General features: G+C 43.3%; 19 protein-coding genes. 14 read left to right on the forward strand and 5 right to left on the reverse strand.

Annotated features, from left to right (window positions below; genetic code table 11):
- Positions 1 to 156: 156 nt before the first annotated feature.
- Both ACFI6G_RS04925 and deoD read right to left on the reverse strand, forming a co-directional pair.
- Positions 157 to 1626 carry a hypothetical protein gene (locus ACFI6G_RS04925; protein WP_010431571.1) on the reverse strand — a complete coding sequence of 490 codons (1470 nt, stop codon included), beginning with the start codon at positions 1624 to 1626 and terminating at the stop codon, positions 157 to 159.
- A 117-nt stretch (positions 1627 to 1743) separates the two neighbouring features.
- A complete protein-coding gene (gene deoD, locus ACFI6G_RS04930) occupies positions 1744 to 2454 on the reverse strand; it encodes a purine-nucleoside phosphorylase (protein WP_010431568.1) in 711 nt (236 codons plus the stop codon).
- Between the two features lie 347 nt (positions 2455 to 2801).
- Here deoD and ACFI6G_RS04935 point away from each other — a divergent pair, with 347 nt between their 5' ends.
- Positions 2802 to 3773, forward strand: coding sequence for a L,D-transpeptidase family protein (locus ACFI6G_RS04935; RefSeq protein ID WP_016767396.1), 972 nt, complete (start codon positions 2802 to 2804; stop codon positions 3771 to 3773).
- Between the two features lie 182 nt (positions 3774 to 3955).
- Here ACFI6G_RS04935 and ACFI6G_RS04940 read toward each other — a convergent pair whose 3' ends face one another.
- Positions 3956 to 4222, reverse strand: coding sequence for an Lpp/OprI family alanine-zipper lipoprotein (locus tag ACFI6G_RS04940; protein ID WP_016767397.1), 267 nt, complete (start codon positions 4220 to 4222; stop codon positions 3956 to 3958).
- A gap of 361 nt (positions 4223 to 4583) precedes the next feature.
- Between ACFI6G_RS04940 and ACFI6G_RS04945 the strand changes: the two genes are divergently transcribed.
- Positions 4584 to 5915 (forward strand): DEAD/DEAH box helicase, encoded by a 1332-nt coding sequence (locus tag ACFI6G_RS04945; RefSeq protein WP_010431556.1) that lies wholly within the window; start codon positions 4584 to 4586, stop codon positions 5913 to 5915.
- Positions 5916 to 6068: 153 nt separating this feature from the next.
- Here the strand turns inward: ACFI6G_RS04945 and ACFI6G_RS04950 are convergent, their stop codons facing one another.
- Positions 6069 to 7319: an SGNH/GDSL hydrolase family protein gene (locus ACFI6G_RS04950; protein WP_010431553.1), complete on the reverse strand. Its 1251-nt coding sequence runs from the start codon at positions 7317 to 7319 to the stop codon at positions 6069 to 6071.
- A gap of 523 nt (positions 7320 to 7842) precedes the next feature.
- Here ACFI6G_RS04950 and ACFI6G_RS04955 point away from each other — a divergent pair.
- The 7 genes from ACFI6G_RS04955 to ACFI6G_RS04985 all read left to right on the forward strand — a co-directional run bounded on the left by ACFI6G_RS04955 (position 7843) and on the right by ACFI6G_RS04985 (position 18601).
- On the forward strand, positions 7843 to 8784 hold the full coding sequence (locus ACFI6G_RS04955; protein ID WP_010431550.1) for a lipase family alpha/beta hydrolase: 942 nt from the start codon (positions 7843 to 7845) through the stop codon (positions 8782 to 8784).
- 38 nt (positions 8785 to 8822) lie between these two features.
- Entirely contained in the window at positions 8823 to 9710 is an 888-nt protein-coding gene (locus tag ACFI6G_RS04960; protein WP_010431547.1) for a lipase secretion chaperone, read from the forward strand.
- 341 nt (positions 9711 to 10051) lie between these two features.
- Positions 10052 to 12073: a prolyl oligopeptidase family serine peptidase gene (locus ACFI6G_RS04965; protein ID WP_016767400.1), complete on the forward strand. Its 2022-nt coding sequence runs from the start codon at positions 10052 to 10054 to the stop codon at positions 12071 to 12073.
- Entirely contained in the window at positions 12074 to 14215 is a 2142-nt protein-coding gene (locus ACFI6G_RS04970) for a TonB-dependent hemoglobin/transferrin/lactoferrin family receptor (RefSeq protein ID WP_462710162.1), read from the forward strand.
- A gap of 9 nt (positions 14216 to 14224) precedes the next feature.
- Positions 14225 to 16552, forward strand: coding sequence for a proprotein convertase P-domain-containing protein (locus ACFI6G_RS04975; protein ID WP_010431532.1), 2328 nt, complete (start codon positions 14225 to 14227; stop codon positions 16550 to 16552).
- A 4-nt stretch (positions 16553 to 16556) separates the two neighbouring features.
- The gene (locus tag ACFI6G_RS04980) at positions 16557 to 18041 is read left to right on the forward strand and encodes an Lcl domain-containing protein (protein ID WP_016787334.1); all 1485 of its coding nucleotides are present in this window, start codon (positions 16557 to 16559) and stop codon (positions 18039 to 18041) included.
- Between the two features lie 2 nt (positions 18042 to 18043).
- Positions 18044 to 18601 (forward strand): Lcl C-terminal domain-containing protein, encoded by a 558-nt coding sequence (locus ACFI6G_RS04985; RefSeq protein WP_010431524.1) that lies wholly within the window; start codon positions 18044 to 18046, stop codon positions 18599 to 18601.
- Positions 18602 to 18702: 101 nt separating this feature from the next.
- On the opposite strand, the gene ACFI6G_RS04990 is transcribed toward ACFI6G_RS04985, so the two are convergent.
- Positions 18703 to 20346 carry a methyl-accepting chemotaxis protein gene (locus ACFI6G_RS04990; RefSeq protein WP_016784315.1) on the reverse strand — a complete coding sequence of 548 codons (1644 nt, stop codon included), beginning with the start codon at positions 20344 to 20346 and terminating at the stop codon, positions 18703 to 18705.
- 471 nt (positions 20347 to 20817) lie between these two features.
- Here ACFI6G_RS04990 and ACFI6G_RS04995 point away from each other — a divergent pair, with 471 nt between their 5' ends.
- The 5 genes from ACFI6G_RS04995 (at position 20818) to ACFI6G_RS05015 (ending at position 26936) form a co-directional block, all read left to right on the forward strand.
- Complete coding sequence (locus ACFI6G_RS04995; protein WP_016799468.1) at positions 20818 to 21639, forward strand: phosphate ABC transporter substrate-binding protein; 822 nt, start codon at positions 20818 to 20820, stop codon at positions 21637 to 21639.
- Positions 21640 to 21761: 122 nt separating this feature from the next.
- Positions 21762 to 22691 carry a phosphate ABC transporter permease subunit PstC gene (gene pstC / locus ACFI6G_RS05000; RefSeq protein WP_010431512.1) on the forward strand — a complete coding sequence of 310 codons (930 nt, stop codon included), beginning with the start codon at positions 21762 to 21764 and terminating at the stop codon, positions 22689 to 22691.
- Between the two features lie 65 nt (positions 22692 to 22756).
- The gene (gene pstA, locus ACFI6G_RS05005; protein WP_010431509.1) at positions 22757 to 23620 is read left to right on the forward strand and encodes a phosphate ABC transporter permease PstA; all 864 of its coding nucleotides are present in this window, start codon (positions 22757 to 22759) and stop codon (positions 23618 to 23620) included.
- A 75-nt stretch (positions 23621 to 23695) separates the two neighbouring features.
- Positions 23696 to 24445 carry a phosphate ABC transporter ATP-binding protein PstB gene (gene pstB / locus ACFI6G_RS05010; RefSeq protein WP_010431506.1) on the forward strand — a complete coding sequence of 250 codons (750 nt, stop codon included), beginning with the start codon at positions 23696 to 23698 and terminating at the stop codon, positions 24443 to 24445.
- 346 nt (positions 24446 to 24791) lie between these two features.
- Positions 24792 to 26936: a sensor domain-containing diguanylate cyclase gene (locus ACFI6G_RS05015; RefSeq protein ID WP_010431504.1), complete on the forward strand. Its 2145-nt coding sequence runs from the start codon at positions 24792 to 24794 to the stop codon at positions 26934 to 26936.
- The last annotated feature ends 32 nt before the right edge of the window (positions 26937 to 26968 follow it).

Raw genomic sequence — 26968 nt, forward strand, 5'->3', positions numbered from 1 at the left:
ATAACACAATCATTATAAGAGTGTGATTTAGGATAAGCACCAATTATCTTTCCTAGAGCGTCAAAGAAACATCTATCTTTTCCAATTATGGGTGTTACCTCATGTTGTTGCTTTAAAATCAATGAGTTCCCGAATAAATATCTATATGCTTCGCTGCTATGAAAGTAGTTGCTTTAGGGTTAATGGCTGCTCCGCGACACCTAAGCGCTGCGCGGCTGTAAGGCCCTGCTTATCTTGGTAGCACAGATTGTGCCAAGCTCTGAATATATCGAGCAATGGAAGGATGCCCCCTGGACGAAGCTTACGTCTAGGTTCATTGATAAAGCTATCAAATAGCAGTTGAAACCGCTGCTGATAAAACTTAGTTTGCTGAATTGAAGCAGTGTTAAACCACTGTTTTGGCTCTGGATTATTACCTGTTAGGTAGCATATGCCTTTCTGGTTGTCACCTTGATTTGCGATAGCCCAGCGATCACGCCACCAACTCATATGGACGATATCGATTTTTTCAAAACTTTGATCGTCTTGCCAGCCTGAATCTTCTTCAACATACATCAGGTCAATATTTTGACTCTGAATGCGCGGCAAACAAACGCTGAGAGCGGCAGATCTTAGTAATGGATCTTGTGGCATATAAATAGCGACGTGTTTGTTTTCGTCACACATATCAAGCACATGCAAGAAATGAGCATAAGAGGTATAGGGTGGTCGAACTAGCGCGCCTTTAGAAGGGTAGCTGAATGCGGTGAGATTCCCCATTGGGTCTTCAACGTTACCTCTGGCAAGAATCACTTGGTACTTTTGTTCAATACGCTCTTTTAGCTTATCTGATGGCTGGGGAAGCTCTAGATTCGCTTCTGACGAATGCTCCTTTGATACAAAGCGTGCAACGTCGTCGTAAGGGTTATGATCGACATTCCCAGACGGTTCTTCGTTCTGAGAGTAATTGACGTGCTGACAAAGGATATAACCAGAATGTGCCTCGCCCGTTGCTATCCAAAGGACACCATTATTACTTTGCGGCTGTAGTCGCTGATAATGCGAAGCAAATTGGTAATTTTTTGCATGATTAACCCATCGTGCATCGATCATTGCCAACTTACGACGACAACGACTCGCGATATGGTCAACATGATCATAGAAAGTCTTTGGGTTGATCTCTAATTTTCTGCAGATCTCACGTACGGAATAACCCATGAACAATAAGCCCATGAGGTTCTCTTGAAACTGAAGTTTTTTATTGGATCCAGACCACTTATCAACGAAGGTTGATTGGCAGTCTTTGCATCGATAGCGTTGCCTGTCACCACTATAGCCAAAGGCATGGTAAAGATGTTTATGGGTATGAACCGATAGGCCAAAGTTCTCGCAATCATCATTACGACAAGCAGGAAGGCCATCGCTGTGAAGTTGTCTTAGGCGATGAAGTTCGCTTAACACTTCACGATTGTTAAGTAAGGGGGGGAAAGCTCCACACTCACGACAAACCATCGCTGGACGCTTAGGATTCGCATGTTGCAAAACATATCGTTTTGCATCGCTCAAGCCAAAGTTGTCACACGCCAATGTTTTACAAAAGTTGAGTTGTAATCCATCCGCATCTTTTGGCAGCTTGTCGTTGGACACGATCGCCCCCTCGGGGTTATTTAGGCAGCCAAGCGAACTTGGCTGCGAGGTATTGCGTTTCAATCTATGTATTGTCAAAAACTAGCTAGTGTAAAAGAGATAGCTATTTTCTTTTAATTAGATGTTGATTGCTGTTTCAAGAGCAACGGTCATCATGTCGTTGAATGATTTTTGACGATCTTCTGAACTTAGTTTCTCACCACGGATGATGTGATCAGATACTGTAAGAATTGTTAGGGCTTTAGCTCCTAAGTCTGCAGCAACACCGTAGATACCAGCCGCTTCCATATCAACACCAAGGATGCCTAGTTTTTCCATTTTTTCGAAAAGGTCAGCTTCTGGAGTGTAGAAAAGGTCAGCAGAGAATACGTTACCAACTTTAACTGGAACTTCTTGTGAACGCGCTTGTTTTACTGCTTCTTCTAGCAGACCGAAATCAGCGATAGCAGCGAAGTCGTGGTTGTTGAAACGAATACGGTTTACTTTTGAGTCAGTTGAAGCACCCATACCGATAACAACGTCCATTAGTTTAACGTCGTCACGTACTGCGCCACAGCTACCTACACGAATAACGTTTTTCACACCGTACTCAGCGATAAGCTCATGTACGTAGATGCAGCATGATGGGATACCCATACCGTGGCCCATTACAGAAACTTTCTTGCCTTTGTAAGTGCCTGTGTAACCAAACATGTTGCGAACGTCACAAACTTGCTTCACGTCATCAAGGAATGTTTCCGCAATGTATTTTGCGCGAAGCGGGTCGCCCGGCATAAGTACTGTTTCTGCGAAATCACCAGCTTGAGCATTAATATGAGGTGTAGCCATGGTCGTTCTCCAAAGTTTATGCGGTAATGATAGGAACAGAATTTAATCAATTACCGATTCTGTTGAATTGAATTCGTTTTGTTGAGGCAATATTAGCGAGTTGGAACGAGGCTCCATGAGACTTTAGTCACAAAACAGGTCTACCATTATAGTTTTATTAATATTGATAACCAAATCTGTTGAAAGCTTAAAGGCAATCGATTTTGTTTGGTAAGATCGTTGTATATAAAGAGAAGAACGCGCTGATTGGCTCAAAACAGATTGGCTTTTTAGTTGTAACTAACCGTTGTAGAGACATTTGATCAGCGATAATCTAAACTTTGATAAAAGACAAACCAAGGAATTGTATGTCGTATTGCGCTAACACTACGCCTTTGCACTCTATGAGAACACAGATACGTAAGGTAGCTTTGCCTCTAGTGAGGGTCACCTTGCTTGTGGCGGCGATGGCTTCGTCGTGTGTGTCTGCGGCGACCTTTGAACTGCCTCCGGCGGAAAGCCGCATTGTCGGCAGGATACAACAACACGAAGTGGCTGCTGGCGAAACGTTAGCCATCATTGCGAAACAATACGATATTGGCTTTCTCTCTTTAATGGCAGCAAACAAAGGGGTGGATCCTTTTCTTCCTGCAGAAGGCTACGTGTTAAGTATTCCTAGCCGTTTCATTTTGCCTGACACCTCAAGAGAAGGGATTGTCATCAATCTTGCTGAGTTAAGGTTGTACTTTTTTGAGCCGGATAAGAACCAGGTTCATGTTTTTCCTGTAGGCATTGGTCGAGTAGGGCGTGATACACCCGAGATGATCACCAAGATAAGTCAGAAAAGACCTAATCCAACTTGGACTCCTCCCAATTCAATTCGTAAAGAGTATTTAGAGAAAGGTATTGAGTTACCACGAGTGGTCCCTGCGGGTCCTGAGAATCCTCTAGGTGAGTATGCATTGCGACTTGCTTATGGTGCGGGTGATTATCTTATACACGGCACTAATAAAGATTTTGGTATAGGCTTGCGAGTCAGCTCCGGATGTATTCGCATGGAACCGAAAGATATCGAATGGCTTTTTGAACAGGTTAACCGCGGTGAGCAAGTCACAATCATCGATGAGCCGATCAAAGTCTCTTTAGAACCCGATAGAAGCGTGTTTGTTGAAGCGCATGAACCATTGACGCGAAGTGATGGTTCTAAGAAGGCGTTGCAGATTCCGGTTGAACTAAAATGGTGGCTTGAAGATGCTGATTTGCCAAATTCAAAGGCTAAAGCGGTTATTTTTGCTCAAAATGGTGTGCCGGTTGAGATAGCACCACCGCACCATTTGTGACTAAGTTTTAGTTCGAAAGGTTCTTTGAAAAGCATCACTGCTGTTCACTTTCTCTCACTCTTTTTACCCTTTCTTTTTTCTTTATTCCAAATAAAAAACACCACCTCTATTCGGAGGTGGTGCTATCAATTTACTGCATTTTGCGACTGATATAATCTACAGCTTAATTGCGTATGTCTTTATTACTTAGTGTAAGACTCTGCAATGTTGTCGATACGGTCGTTAGCACGATCCGCTTCTTCTTTTGCTGCCATAGCGGCTGCAGATGCTTCTTGAGCCTTCATTTCAGCGGCAGCTTTGTCACTCTTAAGCGCTTCAACTTCGCTGCTTAGTTCAGCAACTTGGTTAGTCAATTGATCCATTTCTGACATTGCAGCTTCTTCTGGCTCAGAAGAACAACCAGCTAAAATGAAAACTGAGGCTGCAGCTGCGATTAACGTCTTATTCATAAGAACTCCTTGCTTATTTATCATCAAAAGATGCGCTATACATTCTTTATCATATAGTCGCTTCATTAATGATTGTAGCGACTAATTTTTTAACTGCAAAAACAATAACTAAAGAAATTGCTAAATTTTTGAGGTAATTAGCTAAGCATCACGTTCTGTCTCATTTATGAGATGGAGAGATTAGAATCGATTTTTGTCTTATTTGGAAGGACTATCCCTTTAGTGTCAATGCATACAATATACTAGGCAACTTGAGATATAAGGATAAATTTACTGTGATCTCTATCCTTATAAAGTACTTTCGCGGTATCATGTCACGTTAAATTAATTTTATTCAATACCATCAAGACTGGAGAGTCCTTTGCACTTTAAAGATTTAGGCTTAGACAACCGCTTACTGAAGAACTTAAAACATTACGACTTCAAGAAAGCGACAGAGATCCAATCAAAAGCGATCCCTGTTGCTATTGCCGGTAAGGATCTATTGGCTTCATCAAAAACGGGATCAGGAAAAACGTTGGCGTTTGTGTTGCCAATGATACACAAAGCATTAAAAACCAAAGCGTTTTCTGCTAAAGATCCTCGTGGTGTAATTTTGGCTCCTACTCGTGAGCTAGCTAAGCAAGTTTATGGCGAACTCCGTAGTATGCTTGGTGGTTTGTCTTACGAAGCCGCACTTATCTTAGGTGGTGAAAACTTTAACGACCAAGTTAAAGCTCTGCGTAAGTACCCTCGCTTTATTGTAGCGACTCCAGGCCGTCTTGCGGATCACCTTGAGCACCGCTCCCTATTTTTAGATGGTGTTGAGACGCTAATCCTTGATGAAGCTGACCGTATGCTTGATTTAGGCTTTGCTCCTGAACTACGTCGTATTGCGAATGCCGCTAAACACCGTCGACGTCAGACTCTAATGTTCTCTGCAACGCTCGATCACGCGGAAGTGAATGGTATTGCAAATGAGATGTTAGACGCGCCGAAGCGTATCTCGGTGGGTGTTTCTAACGAGCAACACTTAGATATCACACAAAAGTTCTACTTGTGTGATCATCTAGACCACAAAGAGGCGATTCTTGACCGTGTATTAGAAGAAGCTGAATACCGTCAGGTTATGATCTTCACGGCAACTCGCGCAGATACCGACCGTCTAACGGAAAAGCTGAACGAGAAGAAGCTTAAAGCGGTTGCACTAAGTGGTAACCTAAACCAAACGCAACGTAACGCGATCATGAGCCAATTTGAGCGCGCGGTATACAAGATCTTGGTAACAACAGACGTTGCTTCTCGTGGTATTGATATTCCAAACGTAAGCCACGTTATCAACTTTGATATGCCTAAGCACACGGAAGAGTACGTTCACCGTGTTGGTCGTACTGGCCGTGCTGGTAATAAAGGTGATGCGATTTCATTGGTTGGTCCAAAAGACTGGGACAGCTTCAAGCGCGTTGAACTTTACCTTCAGCAAGATCTTACTTTCTCTATTTTAGAAGGTTTGAAAGGTAAGTTTAAGGGCATTAAGCCGCGTAAACCCGCTGTTGCTAAAGGCGGTCCAGCGAAGAAGAAAACCAATACTCAAGCTAAGAAAACGCCTAAGAAACCGGTTAAGCGCGATAAAAGCTTCCACAAGAATGTGGCAGTGGGTGATACCGTGTTTATCCCTAAGAAGAAAGTTGCTCCAAAAGCGGACGACGAGTAATCAACTTGCGTGACCTAAAAGCTTAGCTTTGAAAGGTTGATGCAAATAAAAAACCGCCGATGATGGCGGTTTTTTTGTATCTGTACCTTGTGTAAGCCTTAACTTTCGGTACTTACAGGCGGCAACTCATGAGGCTCGATGAGCTCTTCCTCGCTAGAAATTGAACGTTGAGAACGAGTACGCCAAGATATGGTCTGCGATGTATTTATGAGTTGCTGTCGTTGGGTGTGTCACGCCCCAAAATACATAACTATCCGAGCCATATGTCGCGCAGTCGCTGGTTAAACTGTGGCTTCGTAAATAGTCGGTCGATGAGCTTCTGTTGATATTTAGGCAGGCATCACTCGCATTCCTAAAGCCATGCTGCTCAGGATTATTAGTGATACTGGCAAAGAGTGCGTTTGCATCGAACAACACCACGTTTTTCCCCATGCCTTGATAATATTCGGCTTGAGCTTTGATGAATTGGTTGAACTCTAAAATCTTGCCACGAACTTTAATGATCTCTTGCTCGGTCGAATATTTAAATTGCGGAGCCTTGGTCGCATCGGGCAATGTGAAGAGTAAGATATTGTTCGCTCCAGATTCTGTTAAGCGGATCAAAGCGCTACTGAAGTCGGCTTTTACATCGGCGACCTCTCTGCCGTAATTCATGAAATCATTGAGGCCAAATTCTAACGTAAATAACGAATTTTCCGGGCGGTAGTTTTTCGCAACTTTCATGTAGGTCAAGTAAGACGTAACTTGGTCATAAACACCAGTCAGTGCGACGTATTGATTGGTACCTGCTGCGCCACCCACGGCCCAGTTATAAAGAGGAACGTCTTTGGCTTTAGCTAAATATTCGGTCCAAACCAAACCGTTTGAAAAGTGCCCTAGAAACCATGAGTTTGCATTTGGGAAAACCCATTGAGAGCCATTAAATAGGTTGCCAGTATCAGAAAGGCTATCACCAAAGGTAACAATACGATTGATACTATTGGCTTGCACAGCGTTATCGTTGGTCCAGATTGAGTGATTGTAAGAGAAGCGATTGTCTGCGGCAAAATAGGTGATGTCTCCGACATCATGTTGGAGGCCGAGAGTCTGTTCACAACGCTGTTTGATTTCAGATTGTGGGGCGTCACTGTAAAACATATTCTTGAATGAGACTGAAGACCACCAGTATCCATTTATCGTGTAATAATCTCCATTTTCCTTCTTTGCCCATTGCCAATCTGTGGCTGGAGAATCATGTGATGCGTCGGTTCGATACCAACATCGAACATAGGAATAGGTTTGTTCTCCTTGTGTTTTTAGAACCTGTGCAGACGTAATCGATTCAGGAGTGGGTATAGAATTTTCTTCAGATGCATAAGCACCAAAAGGGATGGTTAACGCGAGCATCAAAGCCGTATTTTTCATCACTGCAATCTCTTATTGTATTTAGGTAAGCCAAATAAAGACGTTGTTTTGTGTTGCTTGTTATTCTTAATAACTGAATAGCGAATAACTGGTACGACCTATATCTAATGTCAATAATTCTCGTCAACATATTCAACCTCTGGTTGTCCTCTAACTGGCATAAGCATCAAATTTTCAACGGCTTTTCTATTGTTCGAACAATCAAATATAAGACGAAGTTTGCCATTGGATTTTGGTTAGTATTTGTTCCTTAGTAGGCTTTCATTGGTGAGTACTCACGAGTAACCTGGACGTGAGCCACTATTGTGGAATCGAATTCGATTTTTCTAAGTCATGTAATAATGCATTTAAATCAGTTATTTACTGTTGGGCATGTTGTTAGGAGACATAGGTTGAATGTTAATCACCGCTGTTTAATTCAAGTTCATCATCACAAATATCAATCTCCAATTTTCTTTTTTATAAAATTCTAACCTAGGGTTCCTTTACTCATCAGAGGTCTAATCTGTTTAAGGAAAGAGCATTGAAAAAGATATTAATTTGGACGATCGCCTGTCTATCCAGTTTTGGAGCCTACGCAGGCACAAGCGCATCGGCATTAGAAGCCAGTGGATACACAGAAACGAAATATCCCATTATGTTAGTACATGGTCTGTTTGGCTTCGATACATTAGCGGGTGTGGATTACTTCTATGGCGTACCTGAATCTCTAACCAAAGATGGTGCGAGCGTCTATGTAGCGCAAGTATCAGCGACCAACAGCTCTGAAGTCCGTGGCGAGCAGTTGTTGGCTCAAGTTGAGACACTGTTAGCCGCGACAGGGGCAAGTAAGGTGAACCTTGTCGGTCACAGCCACGGGGGACCGACAGCGCGTTATGTCGCATCAGTTCGTCCTGATCTGGTTGCCTCTGTGACAAGTATTGGTGGCGTCCATAAAGGATCTAAAGTTGCCGATCTCGTGCGTGGAAGCGTGTCAGAAGGTTCTCCCGCAGAAGGTATCGCGGTTAAGTTGGCTGGTGGATTAACTACGCTCATTAACCTGTTATCTGGTGGAACGGATCTTGACCAAGACGGTCTCGCATCTCTTGAAGCTTTAACGACGGAAGGCTCACTTGCATTCAATCAGTTTTACCCTGAAGGCGTTCCGACGTCTGAGTGCGGTGATGGTGAATGGCAAGCCAATAACGGTGTTTATTACTATTCATGGACAGGGTCATCCACTTTTACCAACCTTCTTGATCCTACCGACGGAGCGATGACAATCCTTGGCTTAGCCTTCAATGAACCGAATGACGGACTAGTGGGGGCATGCAGCGCGCACTTAGGCAAAGTGATTGGCGACGATTATAAAATGAATCACCTAGACGAAATTAATGGTTTGCTGGGGATTCACCATCTCTTTGAGACCGACCCTGTGACGCTCTATCGTCAACACGCCAATCGATTGAAGCTGGCTGGCCTTTAGGTTGCTTACCCATTTATTAAGACCTTAAGGAACACATAATGAAAAAGACCGCCATTTTGTCGATAACCACGATAGCCCTGATGAGCACAGCGGCGGTCTTTTTATATCTAAAAAAGGAAGACCCAGATTTACACAATGACGAAAAACGAAGCGCTTCTTCATTAAAGGTCGCCTCTCAACAAGATACCGACATCGATAACGCATCAGCCAAAGACATGATGGAATATTTCGTGTCAGGCAATACAGAATTAACCCTTGAAGATATTCGTGACAATGTCGCAAGGCACCACGAACAATCACCAACAGTCATTGTCGATGAGGCACTGTTTACCAAGTATCTTGAATACAAATCAGCGTTGACATCTATAGATGTTCAATTCGATACGATCTCAGCAGAAGATTTGCGTTTGCTCAATCAAACGTTACTCGATCTCCAGGCTCAATTTTTTAGTCAGAGTGAGATAAGTATTCTGTTTACCCATGACAATAAAATGAGGGAAATAGCCTTAGAGAAATTGCTTCTGAGACAGGAAGGTTTAGCCGAGCAAGATTACCAACAAAGGTTCGAATCGTATTTGTCTGAACAGCCCAATTACGTTCAGTCGAGTTATCAGAACCAGGTGTTACTCCAACAGCTTTCTAGCTCTGAAGGTCTAGATGAACAAGCGAAATATTTGAAGAGAAACGAACTGGTCGGTGAAGAAGCAACCCAAAGGCTTGAATCTCTGGATCAGCAAAGAGCCGAATTTGAAGAAAATTTGAAGGTTTACTTTGCCGAGCGAAATGACATTTTGAACGACTCCGCCCTCTCAGAAAGCGAACTACAAGAAACCATTGCTCAACTTAGGGCGGCGCGCTTCGCGCCAGAACAGGTTCGAAGGGTTCAAGCAATTGAACGAATCAGAGCTGCGAGTCTGGGACTGTGAATTTAGTTCGCAAAATCAACCATGCGAACCGGCCACACTAGTTAAGTCGATGATTCCTACTAACTCAAAAGCTCTAGATTTAAGTCATTTTATCAAAGATAAGAAAACGATTGCTTTCTTTAATTAATTCCGACAAATCCAATATAATCAATATTATTGACTGATTTGTTATTCATATGCAAATTTAAATAACACCTGATATTGCAATGGTAACGCATCATAAATTAGCGTTCTTCTCGTGACTGGCATCACATATCTATGTAAATGATAATTGATCTCATTATCGTTTGGGTGCATCATGCGCGAAATTTATTGATTTAGCGTATGGATTTGTTTTGTTTATGAAAGCATTTGTGTTGTTAGCTTTTGTTTTGGTCTTGTCGGCAGGAGTTGGTGCTTCGGATCAGTTCTCTTGGCTCAGAGATGATTCCCGTAGTGCGAATAAAGTACTTAATTATCTCAATCAACAGAATGATAAAACTCAGTTGCATCAAGAACGTATTCGATCTCTGAGCGAATCCCTACAAAAGAAATGGCAAGACAATCGTCCTGAACGAGCCGATAGACCATGGCAGGAAATCGGTGGCTACGAGTATGCGATCCTAAATCACAAGGGCAAAAGAACCTTATTGTCCCGATTAGTTGGGAGTAAGGATTTGACCGAGTTGCTTAACATTGATGCTCGTTCTGCGGAGCACAATTACTATCAGTTAGGTGATTGGGCACTCGACTCAACGAAAACCAAGCTCGCAATAGCAGAAGATATTACGGGTACTGAACAGTATCGAGTGAGTGTTGTTGATCTTAAAACTCAGCAAGTCACACTAGTAGCTCAAAATGTAGACAGTTCGCTTGCGTGGTCGAAAGACGGTCAATCTCTGTATTTGATTCAACTTGAACAACAAACTTCGAGACCTTATGCGCTAACGAAATACTTCTTAAATGAGTCAAAGCCGATTCAATTAACGGAAGAGTTGGATTCCGCTTGGTTGCTTTCGTATTACCTTTCAAGTGATAAGCAATTTGCTGTCGTTCAGGCAAACAGTGAAAACTCCAGCGAGCAACGTTTGTTAAACCTCGATAACGGTGAAATCTCCAAACCACTATTACCACGAAAAACTGGGGTGGAATACTACGTTGATGTTTCGGATTCTATGTTGTTTGCAAACAGCAATCACGACCGCAATGATTTTGCTTTTTACTCTGCACCACTTACTCAGGCTCCACATATCAACCTCTGGCGAGCGGTTTTTGAACCAACGGACGAGTCTAGAATCAGTAACTTCTATTTGTTTGAATCCGGCGCTGTGGTTGTTAGCCAAAGTGGTGCGTCTCAGTCTCTAAATTTTCTCGACAAAGATAACCGCTATCGTTCAAGCCAGTTATTGGCTGACGCAGGCCAAGTTGCTTGGGTAAGCCAAGTGGGCGACTACCAAAGTAACAAATTGCATATTCGCAGCATGTCTTTGACTCAGCCAGCAAAGTGGGACCGGTTAAATACTGATACTTTACAACGAGAACGCTTCTCTCAAGACCATTACCCTCAATACCAACAATCAGCGTATCAAACCGAGCAAGTTATGGTGAATTCTGGTGGGGTAACAATTCCAGTCACACTGGCTTATCGCAAAGACAAATTGACTAAGACCACACCAGTGTTTTTGTATGGATACGGAGCTTATGGCATGGCGATGAAGCCCTATTTCATGCCACAAATTATTAGCTTACTTGATGAAGGTGTTATTTATGCAATTGCACATGTTCGTGGGGGCGGGTTTTATGGTGAGTCTTGGTATCAAGCCGGTAAGGGGATTAAAAAAGAAAATGCCATCTTGGATTTCATCGCAGTTGCTCGTGATTTGACAGCATACAATCTTGGTAAGCGCCCTATTTATGCGATGGGTGGAAGTGCTGGTGGCACTCTTGTTGCTGCAGCTTTAAATCAAGCTCCTGACTTGTTTGATGGTGCTGTCCTTAAAGCGCCATTTGTTGATGTTGTTAATAGCATGTCTGATTCTGCATTACCTCTAACAGCTCAGCAGTACGGTGAGTGGGGCAATCCAAACATTGCCGATGAATTGAAGGTCATGCAGCAATATGACCCTTATCTGAATCTTAGCGAACAAAATTACCCACCGATATTGATTCAAGTTGGCCTCAACGATCGCCGCGTTCCCTATTGGGAAGGGGCTAAGTATTACGCAAAATTAAGCGAGCTAACGACTGGAAGTGGGCCCTATTTATTGTCGACAAACTTTACTCAAGGACATTCGACAGATAGACGAAAATCCTTAGCGCAACAAGCGTTTGAATACGCATTCCTTTTATCACTTACCCTGAAAGACATTAAAGCGGAGCAGTAAATGAAGCTTTCCCCCCTATCAGCGGCAGTACTGAGTGTACTTGCTGCCAACGTCGTGCACGCCGAATCTGAGGTTTACCACTTTGAAGAGGTGCTCGTAACGGCGAACAAAATAGAGCAACCGTTATCTGAAGTAGCAGGTTCAGTTGCTGTGATCACGGGTGAAGACCTAGAAAAAAAAGGCGCAACAGAACTCTACGACGCAATAAAAAATGAACCTGGAGTCAGTGTTTCTGGGGGGGCAGGCCGACCGCAAAACATTACTATTCGCGGTATGACAGGTAACCGGATTTTGATTGTTAAAGACGGGATAAAATCTGCTGATGGTTTTGGGGCTAATGACATCAACGACAAAATAGGGCGCAACTCATTCGATATGTCGAACCTCGACAGTATTGAAGTCATCAAAGGTGCGAGCTCGTCTGTGTATGGGTCCGGTGCGATTGGTGGTGTTGTGGTTGTGAGATCTAAAAAGCCGGGAGACTACCTCGACGATAAAGATTTCTATAGCGACGTCTCTGCAACCTATACCGGTATCAGTAATAAATACAAAGGTGCGACAAACCTTGCTTTCCGTTCGGGGAAATTCGAAAGCTTGGTTAATCTTTCTTATTGGGAAGGTGAAGAAACCCGTAATTTTGATGAAGACCTATATAACCGAAGTATCGATGGCGTCGGTGGTGGTTACACCCTGAACTACTGGTCAAGTGACGCTCTGATGCTCAAAGGCAATGTCGAGTATTACAAAGAGAATTCAAGTCGTAAAGAAGGGTCTTCTAAGATCCAAAAGGACGGTAAATGGGACACTGAAGATTTTGACCAACAGTCTTATACCGAGACGTTCTCTGCGTATGCGGGGTTTGAGTATCTACCTGCCAATACTTGGTTTGAGGAATTAGATGCCAAGATCTATTGGCGTGATATGACTAATGAAGATACCACTAATCGTTTGATGTCTCGAAACAACAATAACGTTTCTGAGTTACGTAGAACGATTAATATTCGTGGTTTTACGGATCAGCTTCTCGGTGTAAACGCCGATTTTATTAGCGCATTCCAACATCAAAACATGAACCATACCTTGTCTTATGGTGTGAATATGGAAACCAACCTCCATGAGCGTCCAAGTCAATCTTCTGTTTTAGATTGGAACGGAGTGTCACTTAACGCGGATGTCCCTTTTGCTCCAGCCCGTTCGTACAATTTTGCTGCTTTTATTCGTGACGCGATTGAAATTGACCATTGGACTGTGACGGCAGGAGCCCGTGTTGATTTACACCAGTTGAAACCTGAATCACAGAGCACAATCAATGACTATGAAGTGAAGGAACAAAATTCGAGTGAGTTTTCTCCTAGCTTATCGGTGAGTTATCAGTTAACAGACTCGCTAAATACATACCTTTCGTACAACCACGGCTTTAGAGCACCGGGTTATGACAAAATTTATGGTTATCAGAACCATGATTTTGTCCCAATTACCCCATTTGTCATTGTGCCTAATATGGACCTAGAGGCCGAAACCAGTGATTCGTTTGAATTAGGCAGTAAGTTTGATAATGGACAAACACAGCTATATGCGGCCGTTTTCTATCAAAAGTTCGATAATTTTATCGACGTTAAACAGATCTCATTTGTGCCGGATCCAAATACAGGTAACTACTACAAGCAGTATCAAAACGTAAATGGAGTCGAGACATATGGCATTGAAGCTTCTCTTGCACATCGTTTAAGCGATTTTTGGAGTGTGAGTACTAAAGTCGGCTACGTTGATGGAGAAGATGAGGATGGAGAAAAAGTTCGTACGCTAACACCTTGGGAAGGTAATGCCGAGGTGACTTATGACGATAACGCCTTCTCCGCTTATGCGCAGGTTAATTGGGCGCAAGCGATGGATAACGTCCCTCAATGTGAAGATGATTTAGGTATCGTTACTGACTGTGCGACTACTTCTGGCTGGGCGAGTGTTGACCTTGGCGTAAGTTACTCTTGGACCTTCGGTTTGGATGTCAGCGCTAATGTTATCAACCTTTTCGACAAAGAATACATCCGTTACCAAGATGTCGCGGGCATAGCTGATAGTAATAAAGTTTACTCTACAGAGCCTGGTCGTTACTTCACCGTTAACGCCAAGTATGCGTTTTAAGGAGGACATATGAAAAAGAGTCTTCTATACATTGCTTTGTTGTTGGTTTCAGCAACAAGCAGTGCTGCCGAATGGGATTACCCTCTCGGTAATATTGTTGTAACAACGCAGCAGGAAGCCAAAGCGTATTTAGAAGAAGCTTATCCTGACGTTGGTACGCTGAGGTTTCGCTATGAAACACAGTCTAAGTTGGGACACCACTATAACTTCGACTTATTGATCAAAGGTGAGTACCAACAACAGAAATCTGTGGTTCTATCCACTAACTCTGACGAGCAGGTTTCACGCGTTTTCAGAAGCTTAGAAAATACCGTGTTACTCAACGGAAATCCGACAACGGCTGCTGAGCTAGAAGTTCCTCGCTTATTAGAAGCAGAGCGTGCGCCGAGCTTAAGCAGTGGCCAAGTGGTTGCGACGCATGTGAATGTGTTCAGTCCTGATTTAAGAACCATGGATAGAGCTGCGCCACCAGAAAGTTTGCTCACCGATGTGAGTCAATATCCAAGCCTCCCACACTACGTGCAAGCGGATGTGGAGGTATTGAACCACAGCGATGGTATCTACCTTACCAATGCTCGTATATCTCAGGTTGATGCAACAGCCTTGTATTCACTTGACCCAGACTCAGGTGCTGTAACGAACCGTGACACTTCAAGTTTTCTCGCAGCTGAGGGGCTCACAAAGTTTGCGGATCTGAACGAGCTGCAAAATGTGGATTGGCAAGATGTGCGATTCCTACAATTGATGGTATTTGCTCATCTAGATCAGTCTTTACGTTATATCAGCAGCTTGGGCTTTGATCTGTTTGATGCCCCTCTTGAGTTCGATGGCAGAGGCTTATCTGCAGATAACTCGACGTACTATTATGGCCCCAAAGCGGCTTTATTTGGTATTGGCGGTGGCTCACCTGATGCATTAGATGGTGATGTGATTCTGCATGAGCTTGGCCATGGGATTCATTATCACATCGTAAAAGATTGGGCTTACGGCCATACAGGTGCCATCGGTGAAGGGTTTGGAGATTACTGGGCGGGTAGTTTTAGCTTTCGTATTCAATATGAAAATGCACAGACTCGCGGGCAAGAGTTCGAGATAGATACTGTCTTTAACTGGGATGGTTACTTCGGGGTAAGGAATACCACGCGTAGCCTGTGGAACCAAAGGGCACGTTACTTTAGACAAGCAGAATATCGCCCTCATGAAAGTGTTGCTGGTGAACTAGGTGATGAGCTTTGGTCAACGCCTTTATTCCAGGCTCTGAAAGCCTCAGTTGAGCAGTATGGTGAGATCGCTTTTAACGAGTTCGATTCAATCGTACTCGAGTCTATGTATGGGCTAGGTCGTGGATTGAAAATGCATGACCTAGCTGAGAGCACTCTGTTTGTGGCTCAACAACTATATCCAAATCGAGATTATGCTGAAATATTGAAGCAAAAGTTTGATGTGCATGGATTGATCATCGAGCCATTTAAAGTAGAGGCTCCTGACCGTTATGTTGATCCAAAGAAGCCGTTGACGATTGAGTTGTACCCAACATTAAGACAGGCTCAAGTGGATGGCCAAATCAATATTTCAGAATTGGTGAAGTCGTTCGTTAGCGATCCGGTTGATCAGTTGTCGATAGAGGCGACACTTCCGACCGGCGAGATGTGTGGTTCTTCAGTCGCCATGAATACGAGTGTCGACTACCGATACAACGACGCCCTCAAATTACACAATTGGCAGCATGATTTGTCTCTTGTATATGGCTTACCTGTACTCGAATCCGATATCAAAGAAGTGAACAGTTACCTTCCTGATAGCCGGTTTAGCTCAACTAATCAGCCGATCGTTGGCTTTAAAACATTCAATTTCACTCTAAATGGCACGGCTCAGACCGCAGACGAAAATTTCGGTCTGTATTTAGATATCGATCACCCTCGGTTGAGTGATTTAGTGGTGACCCTTATTTCCCCGAAGGGAACACGAGTCGATTTACTTAACCATAAATCGACGCGATTTTCTGGCTTTGATGGTTACTTCACACTTAAGCATGACTCGGTTCTTGATTCGTTTAAGGGTGAGCCTACTAACGGGTCTTGGCGTTTAGAAATTGCCGATTACGTAAATGGTGAAACTGGGCACTTAAAACGGTGGGGGCTTGGCACGATTTCGAAATACGAATGTGGAGAAACAACGACTTCACCAGAAGAACCAACAGTTACCAGTGGCTCTTCTGGTGGTTCAGCTTCACTCATATCAATTCTATTCATGTCCTTGCTCTCGTTCGGCAGGTCATTTGGTACGCGTTACTTGTCTCTAATGGCAAGGCTCTTTAAAAACAAAACAAGAAGATAACTCTATGAAACCTCAATTGACAATTTTGGCCATCTCTTTGGCTCTTGCTGGCTGCGGTGGTTCGGGCGGTTCCGATACCTCTGCATCAGCAGCACCAACCTATACAGTGTCAGGTACAGTGACAGCACAGAATGTAGATTTACAAAGTAAGGTCTGTGCAGACATAAATCAAAACTACATGTGTGATAGTGGAGAACCAAGCTCGACGGCTAACGCGAATGGCGAATTTAGTATTACTAGTACTAAGAAGTCGATTTTATCGGTTCCTTTGTTAGCTCAGGTGGATACGGGGATTGCAGCCAATAGCACGAGCGCTTCTGCCTCTTCTTACGCTTATATTGCCGCTCCCGGTCTTCAAAAAAATACGGGAAATGAGATTAATGGTATCAGTTCACTATTGGCGGGTTATGTTGCTGACGGATTGACGGTAGCTGAAGCTAACAACAAATTAAAAGCGCAGTTGGCGAAAAGTGGCATCGCTATATCTGGCGATATTCAAGACGATTTATCTGCATCTGAACTCGCGAGTCTGGAACAAAATATCGTATCAACAATTAAGGCGTTTAAGCACTCTAATCGTGCGTTCATGCTGGCTCAATTGAGTGCGAAATTTGATAAGAGTGCGGTCGATTATGTAGGTGGAGTACTCACTAATGACCAAGTTACTGCTTTTGCAAATTTCCTCGAAGGAGAGCTAAAAGCTGCGACAGCATTGAATGATACGGGTGTTTTACGCTATTTCTCAGATATCGATGACACACAAAATGTCGTTGAACCACAGAGTTCATTCCCAGGTCAAGATGCAGAATACGGCTTTGATAAAACAGAGCTGAATGACAATACCGGCAATGGTTTCCAGTTCGCAAAGTTAGATTCAAGTGGTCAGGTGCTTGCCGATGATGCTGCGGAGTGGTCTTGTGTTTTGGATCAACGCAGTGGCTTGATTTGGGAATCGAAAACGGATGACGAAAGCTCTATTCAATATAAAGATCGCATATTAGCGCTTGAGCTACCCGGACTAGTAACGCCTTACGATCAAGATGTTGATTTAGCGACGTGTAAAACGAAAGGCGATGCGATATGTACCACTCAAGATTACGTTGAACATATCAATGCAATGAACTTATGCGGCAAGTCAGATTGGCGCTTGCCAACATTCAATGAATTCTACAACGTGCTCGACTTCGGTGAGACAGAAACCAACTCGGATGGTGAAGTTTATGGTTTAACTTACAAGTACTTCCCACATCAAACCCTTGGTATTGACTATACGGCTTACACTGGTTCGGTATGGACTCAATCCATTACTTATAGCCAATATACAAACACAGCTGTTGAAGGTGGCTTCTATTACAACGAGATTGGAACCCAGGGTTCAGACAGAGGGGTTGTTGGTTCTATAGAGATCTATTCAGGTGATGTTGATTCTTCGGATAATTATGACTCGTTCCAATTCCCAATTCGTTTAGTTTCACTACAAGGTCAATAGATATGAAAAATTTACTCTCCATCACTTTAATGGCTCTGTTTTCTGCGGGTGCAATGGCACAAGAGTGCAGTTTAGATATGGAAAAATCGGCTCCGAGCACGCGTTATGTTGCGAATGATAATGGGACGTTTAGCGATGAACTGACAGGGTTAACTTGGATGCGTTGCCAACTGGGTAAAACTTGGGATACGAAGACATTAGCTTGTAGTGGGCCTGCTGAAACGTATCACTGGCAGAGTGCGCTCTCTATGGTTGAATCAATCAATGATCAGAGTGGCAGTCATGCGTTGCATAAGTTCGGTGGTGAAAAAGAGTGGCGCATGCCAAACATCAAAGAATTAGTGTCATTAAAAGAAGTGGCTTGTCACTCTCCAGCAATGAGTCACAAGGTGTTTGGTGATACGTTTAACGTTGAAGCTGGAAACTTAGCCGTTTATATATGGAGTTCAACTCCTGCGAGTGATGGTCAGAGCGTGATGACGTTTGATTCGATTAATGGTGAGGTTTACCAGTACAACGCCGCACAATATAAATTTAGCGTCTTGTTAGTTGCAGAATGATTTAGTTCTTAATGCGTAAATAAAAAGGCCGTGGTTTTCCACGGCCTTTTAGGTTCTGGCATATAGGTCTTAACTTAGATCTGAAGCTTAGACTTTAAACCCTATACCTTAAAATAATCCAACTGCTGCTTTTGCTGCTCGGCTAAGTTAGATAGCTCGTGGCTCGCTGCTGCGGCTTGAGTAATACCGGTTACGTTTTGGCTTACTAGGCTGTAGATGTTTGAGATATTACGGTTGATGTCTGCAGTCACTTGGCTTTGTTCTTCTGCGGCAGAGGCAACCTGAGTGTTAATTTCTGTCATGTCGGTTACTGAGTTAGCAATACCAGAAAGGGCTGCACTCACCTCACCTGAGAGCGTTTGGTTGTGCTCTAACATAGACAGTGAACTGCTCATGCTCTCATTGGCGTTACCCGATTGAACCTGCAAGCCTTCGATAATTGCTTGGATCTCTTTGGTTGAATCTTGCGTACGAGCAGCCAGCATTCGAACTTCATCGGCTACCACTGCGAAACCACGGCCACTCTCACCAGCTCGTGCGGCTTCGATTGCTGCATTAAGTGCAAGAAGGTTAGTTTGCTCAGAGATGCTTTGAATTACTTCAATTACCTTACCAATCTGCTCGGAGTGCTCTTTTAACGTGCCTACAACGTTTGCCGCTTCGCTCAGCTGAGTCGCCATTTGCTCATTAGCTTGGTTGCTCTCATTAAACAAGCTCATGCTGTGTGTTGCCATTTCGTCGGCTTGCTTGGAAGCTGAGTCGGCTTGTACTGCATTCTCGTTTACGTGCGATGCTGTGCTCTCAAGTTGGTTTACAGCAGAAGCAACTTGCTCCACTTCTTGCTTCTCTTGATCTGAGTTTGCGCTTGATTGTGTCATTACAGCCGCGAGCTCTGTCGATGCTGACGCCACTTCGATACTGATCCGAGATAGTGAACTTACGGTGTCTCGCAGTTGTTCAACAGATTGGTTTACGTCTTGTGCAAGACGTGAAATTTCATTGTTACCTTGTTCATCTGCTTTAACTAACAGGTTGCCCTTTGCCACTTCACGCATGGTTTCCTGAATATTACTGATTGGTGTAACGATGACACCAGCCAGTGTCCAACTAATAAGCAGAGCAGCAGAAAGTATGACTAAAAGTGCGATCGTCGCTGTATTGAGCGTGCTGGTATGTTGTTGACCGTTGATGTGGACTTCTTGGGTAGCAATGTGATTCAGCTTTTTAGAAAGAGTATTGATAGCTTGTACCATTTCATTTCCCGCGTGACGGTATTGGTCGATAGCGGTTTGGTAACTGGCATCAAAATTAGAGGGAAGCGCTGTATTGCCGTGTTTTGCGGTCAAGAGAGGGAGCATGGTGATACGAGAAAAATCGACATAGTGATTCATCGCTTTACGCATTGCAGTGACTTCTTCCTGCATCCCTGTAACGGTGTTCAATGAATCTAATAGACGCGCATTTTGGTCACGTTTTTGGTTTAGTGTCTCAACTAAGGTTTTCACATCGTCTGCATTAAATAAGCTGTAAATCGCTTTGATACGCATACCGTAACTGTTGTCGACGATTTCACTGAGTTCTTCTTTATGTAGGATCAACTCATCGGTTGAAACTGACACATCTTTAAAAGCACTTTCGAGTTTATCCCCACCGATAATGACGCCAGCCAATAATAAGACGACGGAAAATAGAACCGGAATAAGGATCTGTATTTTTATAGATAAGCCACTGAGAAGTTGGCGCATTTAATGTCCCTCTTTGAATAATTTAGTAGATGAGAATTATTATTATTAAAATTGATTGGGGATTCTAACTAATGAGACTGACAATTCAATCAGTAAAGGTATTCATTTTGTTATATGCGATAGGTATTTGATATACATGATTGTTTATTGTTCAAAATTGCGATTTAGCTGCACATTACTCTCAATTGTGTTACGCCTATTTGATTGAAAAACATAGAAATATATTGGTTGTCGTTCGATATAAATAGAAGGGAGGTTGGTTGTTTGGCGTCTGAATTCTACACAAATAAGTGTGGAGATAAGCGAACCTGATGGATGTGTAACTACCGATTCATTAAAGAGCCATTAATTTGCAGTTGTCATATAGGCTTCAATTAAGTGAAACACAACTGTCATATTTGGATTCTAAAGTGGGCACCGTTCAAGCAAAACACAACATTACGGCAATAACGCCATTAAAGGAAATTTGTGATGAAAAAGACAGTTATCGGTGCAATCGCTCTTTTAGGTGCACTAACAGTGACTCCAGCTTCAGCTAAAGAAACTATTTCAGCAGTTGGTTCAAGCAGCGTGACTCCACTGATGGAAGTTTTCTCTGAAACATACATGAAAACGAATTCAAACGTATTTGTTGAAGTACAAGGCCCAGGTTCTTCTGCTGGTGTAAAAGCAGCTAAGAACGGTAGTGCAGATTTAGGTATGTCTTCTCGTAATCTTAAAGATAGCGAGAAAGAAGCAACACTCGTTGAAGAAGTGGTTGCTCGTGACGGTATCGCAGTTGTTGTTAACCCTAAGAATGCTCTTGACGGACTAACAGCTGAGCAAGTAACGGCTATCTACAAGGGTGAAGTAACAAACTGGAAAGACGTTGGTGGTGCAGACAAGCCAATCGTAGCAATCACTCGTGATACGGCATCTGGTACTCGTGGTGCATTCGAAGACATCATGGCTCTTAAAATGGAAATTTCTGGTACAAAGGTATCGGCAATCTCTCAACGTGCTCAAGTTGCGAACGGCAATGGCGCACTAAAAACAATGGTTGCATCTAACCCTTACGCAATCGGCTACATCTCTCTAGGTACAGTGGATAGCTCAGTTAACGCACTTGCTATCGACGGTACTGAAGCATCAGTAGACAACGTTAAGAACGGTTCTTACAAAGTGGCTCGTCCTTTCCTAGTGCTTTACAAAGAAGGTCAACCTTCTGCTGAAACTCAAAAGTTCCTAGATTGGATGCTAACTGACGAAGCTCAGTCTCTTGTTGAGAGCAAAGGCTACATCGCAGTTAACTAATCTAAACCCAAATTAATAATATTGCTCAGCCTACCTTTTCAGGCTGAGCCTTTTCTATCCCACTTCGAGTTAATCCTGCGCTTACATAGCGTGTTGAGGATTATCGATATGTGAGACTTGTTATGACCATCGCAACGAATAGTGAACAGCTTATGAATAGCGAAGCGACTCAACTGAAACGCAGCTTACGTCAAAAGAAGCGTGTAGATTGGAAAGAGCGTATTTTTCACGGCTTATTTCTTACAAGCGCAATTATCGGCATCGTATCTCTTGCTGTTATTGCTTACTTCATCGTTAGAGAAAGTATCCCAGCATTCCGTGAAGCGGGCCTATCAGGTATCGTTTTAGGGCAAAACTGGCTACCACCAGCACTTTACGGTGTTGCTACCATGATTGTAGCTTCTGTCGTATCGACATTGGGTGCGGTAGTAGTTGGGGTGCCTATTGGTGTATTAACGGCAATCTTCATTGCTGAAATCGCGCCAAAGCGTCTAGCAGACATCATTCGTCCTGCTGTTGAATTGCTAGCGGGCATCCCTTCGGTAGTTTATGGCTTCTTTGGCCTCGTTATTATCGTTCCCCTGATTCAAAATGTGTTTCAAGTGCCTGCGGGTAACACGATCTTGGCTGGTATTATTGTATTGGGTGTAATGATCCTTCCTACGGTAATCACAGTTTCTGAAACATCAATTCGCGCGGTGCCAAGAACGTATAAAGAAGGCTCTTTAGCGTTAGGTGCTTCAAAAATCTTTACCATCTTCAAGCTTCTCGTTCCTGCTGCTCGTTCAGGCATCATGACTGGTGTGATTCTTGGTATTGGTCGTGCATTAGGTGAAACGATGGCAATCATTATGGTGATGGGTAATGCACCAGCGATGCCTGAAGGTATTTTAGATTCAGCTCGTACACTGACGGCGAATATTGCGATTGAAATGTCTTACGCAAGTGGTATTCACGCAAGTGCGTTGTACGCAACGGGTGTTGTTCTCCTTGTGTTCATCATGTCTCTGAACGCGATTCTACTTTACTTGAACCGTGAGAAGGCGAGGTAAACATCATGTCTTTAGAAAATAACGTAACACCTCAAGCTAACCCTACGAAGTCGCAAGGTAAAACGATGAATAAAGTTGCGCTAAAGAAAGCTCGCGCACGTAAAGATGCGGTATTGAGTGGCTTTATCTGGGCTGCTGCTGCTCTTACTGTGGGCTTCTTATTTTGGATAATGTGGTACATCCTTTCTAACGGTCTACAGCACGTTGATTGGAAGTTCATTACTGACGATTACACTCGTACTGGTGATGAGCACGGTATTTTCCCGATGATCATCTCTACGATTTACATGGTTATCGCTTCGATCGCGGTTGCGGCGCCGCTTGGCATCATGACAGCAATCTATCTGACTGAATACGCAAAAGTAGGCAGCCGTTTAGTTAAAATCATTCGTTTTTGTACCGAGTCATTAGCGGGCATACCGTCGATTATCTTTGGCTTGTTTGGTATGACATTCTTCGTGGCTATTTTAGGTTTAGGTTTCTCTATCCTATCGGGTGCGTTGACATTGAGTATCCTGATTCTTCCAGTGATTATTCGTACCACTGAAGAAGCGTTGATGGCAGTCTCTCAAACTTACCGTGAAGGTTCGTATGGGTTGGGTGCTTCTAAAATCTACACAATCTGGCGTTTGATTCTTCCAAGTGCAATGCCAGGTATCATCACTTCAGTTATTCTGAGTATTGGTCGTGTTATTGGTGAATCAGCACCCGTATTCTTGACCGCTGGTATGGTTGCTCGTATCCCAGATTCATTGATGGACTCTGGCCGTACACTAACTGTTCACTTATATAAGTTAACGACGGAACTGTTTACCATTGAAGAATGGAATCAAGCATACGGCACAGCAACAGTACTGATTGTTCTTGTACTGCTGATCAACACACTCACTAAGTTGATCGCAAGACGTTTTAACACTGCAACTTACTAAGCAGAGCTTTCTTGAGCCAAATGAGCTCATAAAACAAACGCAGTACAGACTTTGACGAATTACGAGATTACGAATATGAACAAATTTAATATTAAAGATTTAGACCTTTTTTACGGCGACAACCAAGCACTTAAATCAATTAATTTACCAGTGCCAGAGCGTCAAGTGACGGCTTTGATCGGTCCGTCGGGTTGTGGTAAATCAACATTATTGCGTTGCCTTAACCGAATGAATGACCTTATCGAGGGTGTGAAAATCACAGGCCTTCTTGAAATGGACGGTACCAACATCTACGGCAATATCGATGTTGCAGACCTACGTATCAAAGTGGGCATGGTTTTCCAAAAGCCCAATCCATTCCCAATGAGCATTTACGAAAATGTCGCTTACGGCTTACGTGCTCAGGGTATTAAAGACAAAAAGCATATTGATGAAGTGGTTGAAAGTTCACTTCGTGGTGCTGCGCTGTGGGATGAAGTGAAAGACCGTTTGAAAGCACACGCATTCGGCCTATCGGGTGGTCAACAACAACGTTTGTGTATTGCTCGTACAATCGCGATGCAACCTGATGTGATTTTGATGGATGAACCTACATCAGCACTCGACCCAATTGCGACTCATAAAATTGAAGAGTTGATGGAAGACCTGAAGAAGAATTTCACTATCGTTATCGTAACGCACTCTATGCAGCAAGCGCGTCGTATTTCAGACCGCACAGCTTTCTTCCTAATGGGAGAGCTTGTAGAGCACAACGAAACAAGTGTTATCTTCAGCGAACCCAAAGATGATCGTACCAAAGGTTACGTAAACGGTGACTTTGGTTAATTGATTATTTAAGTGTTGTTATGACCTTTTGTTTCCGCTGTCAAATACCAAAGCACGCTAACTGAAACCAGGTTAGATAATCGAATCGATCGACAGAATTATCACTATAACTATAAGCGATGGAAGTTTTGCCCCACTTTATGTGGGGCTTTTTTATGCCTTTAAAAAACCTCCAACGTCGATTGAAAATTGGGCAGGAAATCCCATTTTTGTCGCCCTTCTCATGCTTGTGATAATGTTAAAAGCGAAATTGCGACTCGCTTAACATCTCATTTTTACTTACATTGATTGCATATCAAGGCTTCTGTATTTTTGCTTTATTCTTTTTAGCCAATGGACGGAAGTTGTGCCTGTTAAAGCCTTTGCAAAACAAATATCTGCAACACGCGACCACCGTTTATTAGCTGAATCTCTTTTTGATTACCTTGAGGAGGTGCTGACTCCCAAAGGAATTGGCATATTCTCGGAACCAACACCGCAAAGTGATTCATTACCTCTATTTTCTTGTGGCGAGTTAACTGCTCTTGTTCATTACCCTTCAACCTTTTGGCCTTGGATTTCCCAGTTCGATACCGCTGACGGTGTGCTGCCTATGGCTATCAATACGTGCAAGTGGGAACATATCGACGTGTTGGGTGGCGAGTCATTTATCATGATGCTTGATAATGCGCCTGCCTGTAGAACTTATTTAATTGTTCAAAATTGCGATACAGAAAAGGTCAATCAAACCTTTAACCAAGGGCTTGATGTCCTACAGTTAGCAGCAGCTCGTTGGCAATGTATTCGTGCTGAAAAGAATGCAGCCACTGAGATAAAACACAGAGACACACGAGAAGCTCAATATCTTGATGAAATTAAGCTCCGTGAATTGTTCGTAGAGAACATGAAATTGGTTCACCAGGTGGCGTTAGAACTTTCTAACCCAGAATCTTTGGATGCCTTGTATAAAGCTTCTGTTGAGGCTGTTCGAGATAGGCTTGGTTTTGACCGAGCTATTTTCATGCTACTGGATATGAAAAAGCGCTGTTTTAGTGGAACGTATGGCACTGATGAAGCGGGTAAAACAAACAGTGAGCATCATACTCAGTATGATTTACATCAGTTAGAATCAGAGTACATTGAGGCATTGTCGGATAATCACACCAATTTAGTTATCATTGAGCAAGCTCCGTTATACACCGCTGGGCAAGTGGTTGGGCAGGGCTGGAATGGTATGCTTATCTTGCGTGAAGGAGAGAAACCGGTGGGTTGGATCGCGATGGACAATTACATTCACCGCTCGCCAATTACCAACTATCAAAAGCAAATGCTCGAGTCATTTGGTTCACTTCTTTCTCAGATCTACATTCGTAAACGGCAGGAGCAGAATATACGCATGCTTCATTCAAGCATGGTTGAGCTATCTCGCTGTGATACTGTTAGCGAAGTGTGCAAGTCAGCGGTAAGTTTTGCTATTCAACACCTAGGGATCGATCGACTGGCGGTTTTCCTTACTGATAAAAATTGCAGCTACATGCAAGGTACGTGGGGCACGGATATTAAAGGCGATATTGTCGATGAGTCTTACTACCGTTCTGAGCTGGTGGAGCGCGATATTGTTGCTGCCGCTCGGGCTTGTCCGAATCAAGTCGCCTTTGAAGAGTCAGTACCTATCTATCACGACTTCAATATTGTGGGTGTCGGTTGGACAGCCATGACGATGCTCACAACCAATACGGGTGAGCCTATTGCGTTTATTGCTGCAGATAACTTGTTAACTCGTAGCCCTTTAACCTCGCAATTACGTGAAGTGATTCGTATCTTTGCCTCAAGTCTTGCTGAAGTGCTGCAAAGAACCATGGCACAAGAAGAGCTCAAAAAGCTTAACGAAACATTGGAACAAGAAGTCAGCAAGCGAACTAAAGAATTAGAACTGGCGAACCAACAGTTGGAAGTGATATCTAAGCTCGATCCGCTGACCCGCCTTGGTAATCGCCGTATGTTGACTCAGGTTTTAGATGATCTAAATTGTGACGGCCAAGGGGCGTTCGTCACACAACATGAAGTCACTTTCGGGCTGATCCTAGTCGACCTCGATCATTTTGGTTTGTACAACAGTGTTTATGGTCACACGGAAGGTGACGCAGCTTTGCGCACGATAGGTAAAATATTAAACGATCATGTTTACAATGACAAAGAAACCTTCTGCCGCATTGGTGGTGAGGAGTTCATGTTATTGATGATCGGTACCAATCACTCCAAAACCAAGCAACGTGCGGAGTCGATTCGAAAATGTATTGAAGAGGCTAAGATCCTCCATTGTGAAAGCAGCACTAGCCAATATCTAACTGCGTCTGTCGGTTATGCGTCAATCACCTCTGATCAACGCCAATTCGACTTCGATTTATTGTATGGCAAGGCCGATAAAGCCTTATATCAAGCCAAAGACTCAGGTCGAAATCGAATTGTTTCTGCACTCAAGAGAAGAAAGGTTTCGGCAACGCTTTCTTAGCTCTTAGTCTCGACCCTAGCTTTCAAATTCTA

This window comes from Vibrio sp. PSi01, assembly GCF_054960695.1.

Bases quoted from the DNA above. Each gene is read 5' to 3' on its own strand.
- deoD (WP_010431568.1), bottom strand. From the start codon at position 2,454: ATGGCTACACCTCATATTAATGCTCAAGCTGGTGATTTCGCAGAAACA.
- ACFI6G_RS04935 (WP_016767396.1), top strand. From the start codon at position 2,802: ATGTCGTATTGCGCTAACACTACGCCTTTGCACTCTATGAGAACACAG.
- ACFI6G_RS04940 (WP_016767397.1), bottom strand. From the start codon at position 4,222: ATGAATAAGACGTTAATCGCAGCTGCAGCCTCAGTTTTCATTTTAGCT.
- ACFI6G_RS04950 (WP_010431553.1), bottom strand. From the start codon at position 7,319: ATGAAAAATACGGCTTTGATGCTCGCGTTAACCATCCCTTTTGGTGCT.
- ACFI6G_RS04960 (WP_010431547.1), top strand. From the start codon at position 8,823: ATGAAAAAGACCGCCATTTTGTCGATAACCACGATAGCCCTGATGAGC.
- ACFI6G_RS04965 (WP_016767400.1), top strand. From the start codon at position 10,052: ATGAAAGCATTTGTGTTGTTAGCTTTTGTTTTGGTCTTGTCGGCAGGA.
- ACFI6G_RS04970 (WP_462710162.1), top strand. From the start codon at position 12,074: ATGAAGCTTTCCCCCCTATCAGCGGCAGTACTGAGTGTACTTGCTGCC.
- ACFI6G_RS04975 (WP_010431532.1), top strand. From the start codon at position 14,225: ATGAAAAAGAGTCTTCTATACATTGCTTTGTTGTTGGTTTCAGCAACA.
- ACFI6G_RS04980 (WP_016787334.1), top strand. From the start codon at position 16,557: ATGAAACCTCAATTGACAATTTTGGCCATCTCTTTGGCTCTTGCTGGC.
- ACFI6G_RS04985 (WP_010431524.1), top strand. From the start codon at position 18,044: ATGAAAAATTTACTCTCCATCACTTTAATGGCTCTGTTTTCTGCGGGT.
- ACFI6G_RS04990 (WP_016784315.1), bottom strand. From the start codon at position 20,346: ATGCGCCAACTTCTCAGTGGCTTATCTATAAAAATACAGATCCTTATT.
- ACFI6G_RS04995 (WP_016799468.1), top strand. From the start codon at position 20,818: ATGAAAAAGACAGTTATCGGTGCAATCGCTCTTTTAGGTGCACTAACA.
- pstC (WP_010431512.1), top strand. From the start codon at position 21,762: ATGACCATCGCAACGAATAGTGAACAGCTTATGAATAGCGAAGCGACT.
- pstA (WP_010431509.1), top strand. From the start codon at position 22,757: ATGAATAAAGTTGCGCTAAAGAAAGCTCGCGCACGTAAAGATGCGGTA.
- pstB (WP_010431506.1), top strand. From the start codon at position 23,696: ATGAACAAATTTAATATTAAAGATTTAGACCTTTTTTACGGCGACAAC.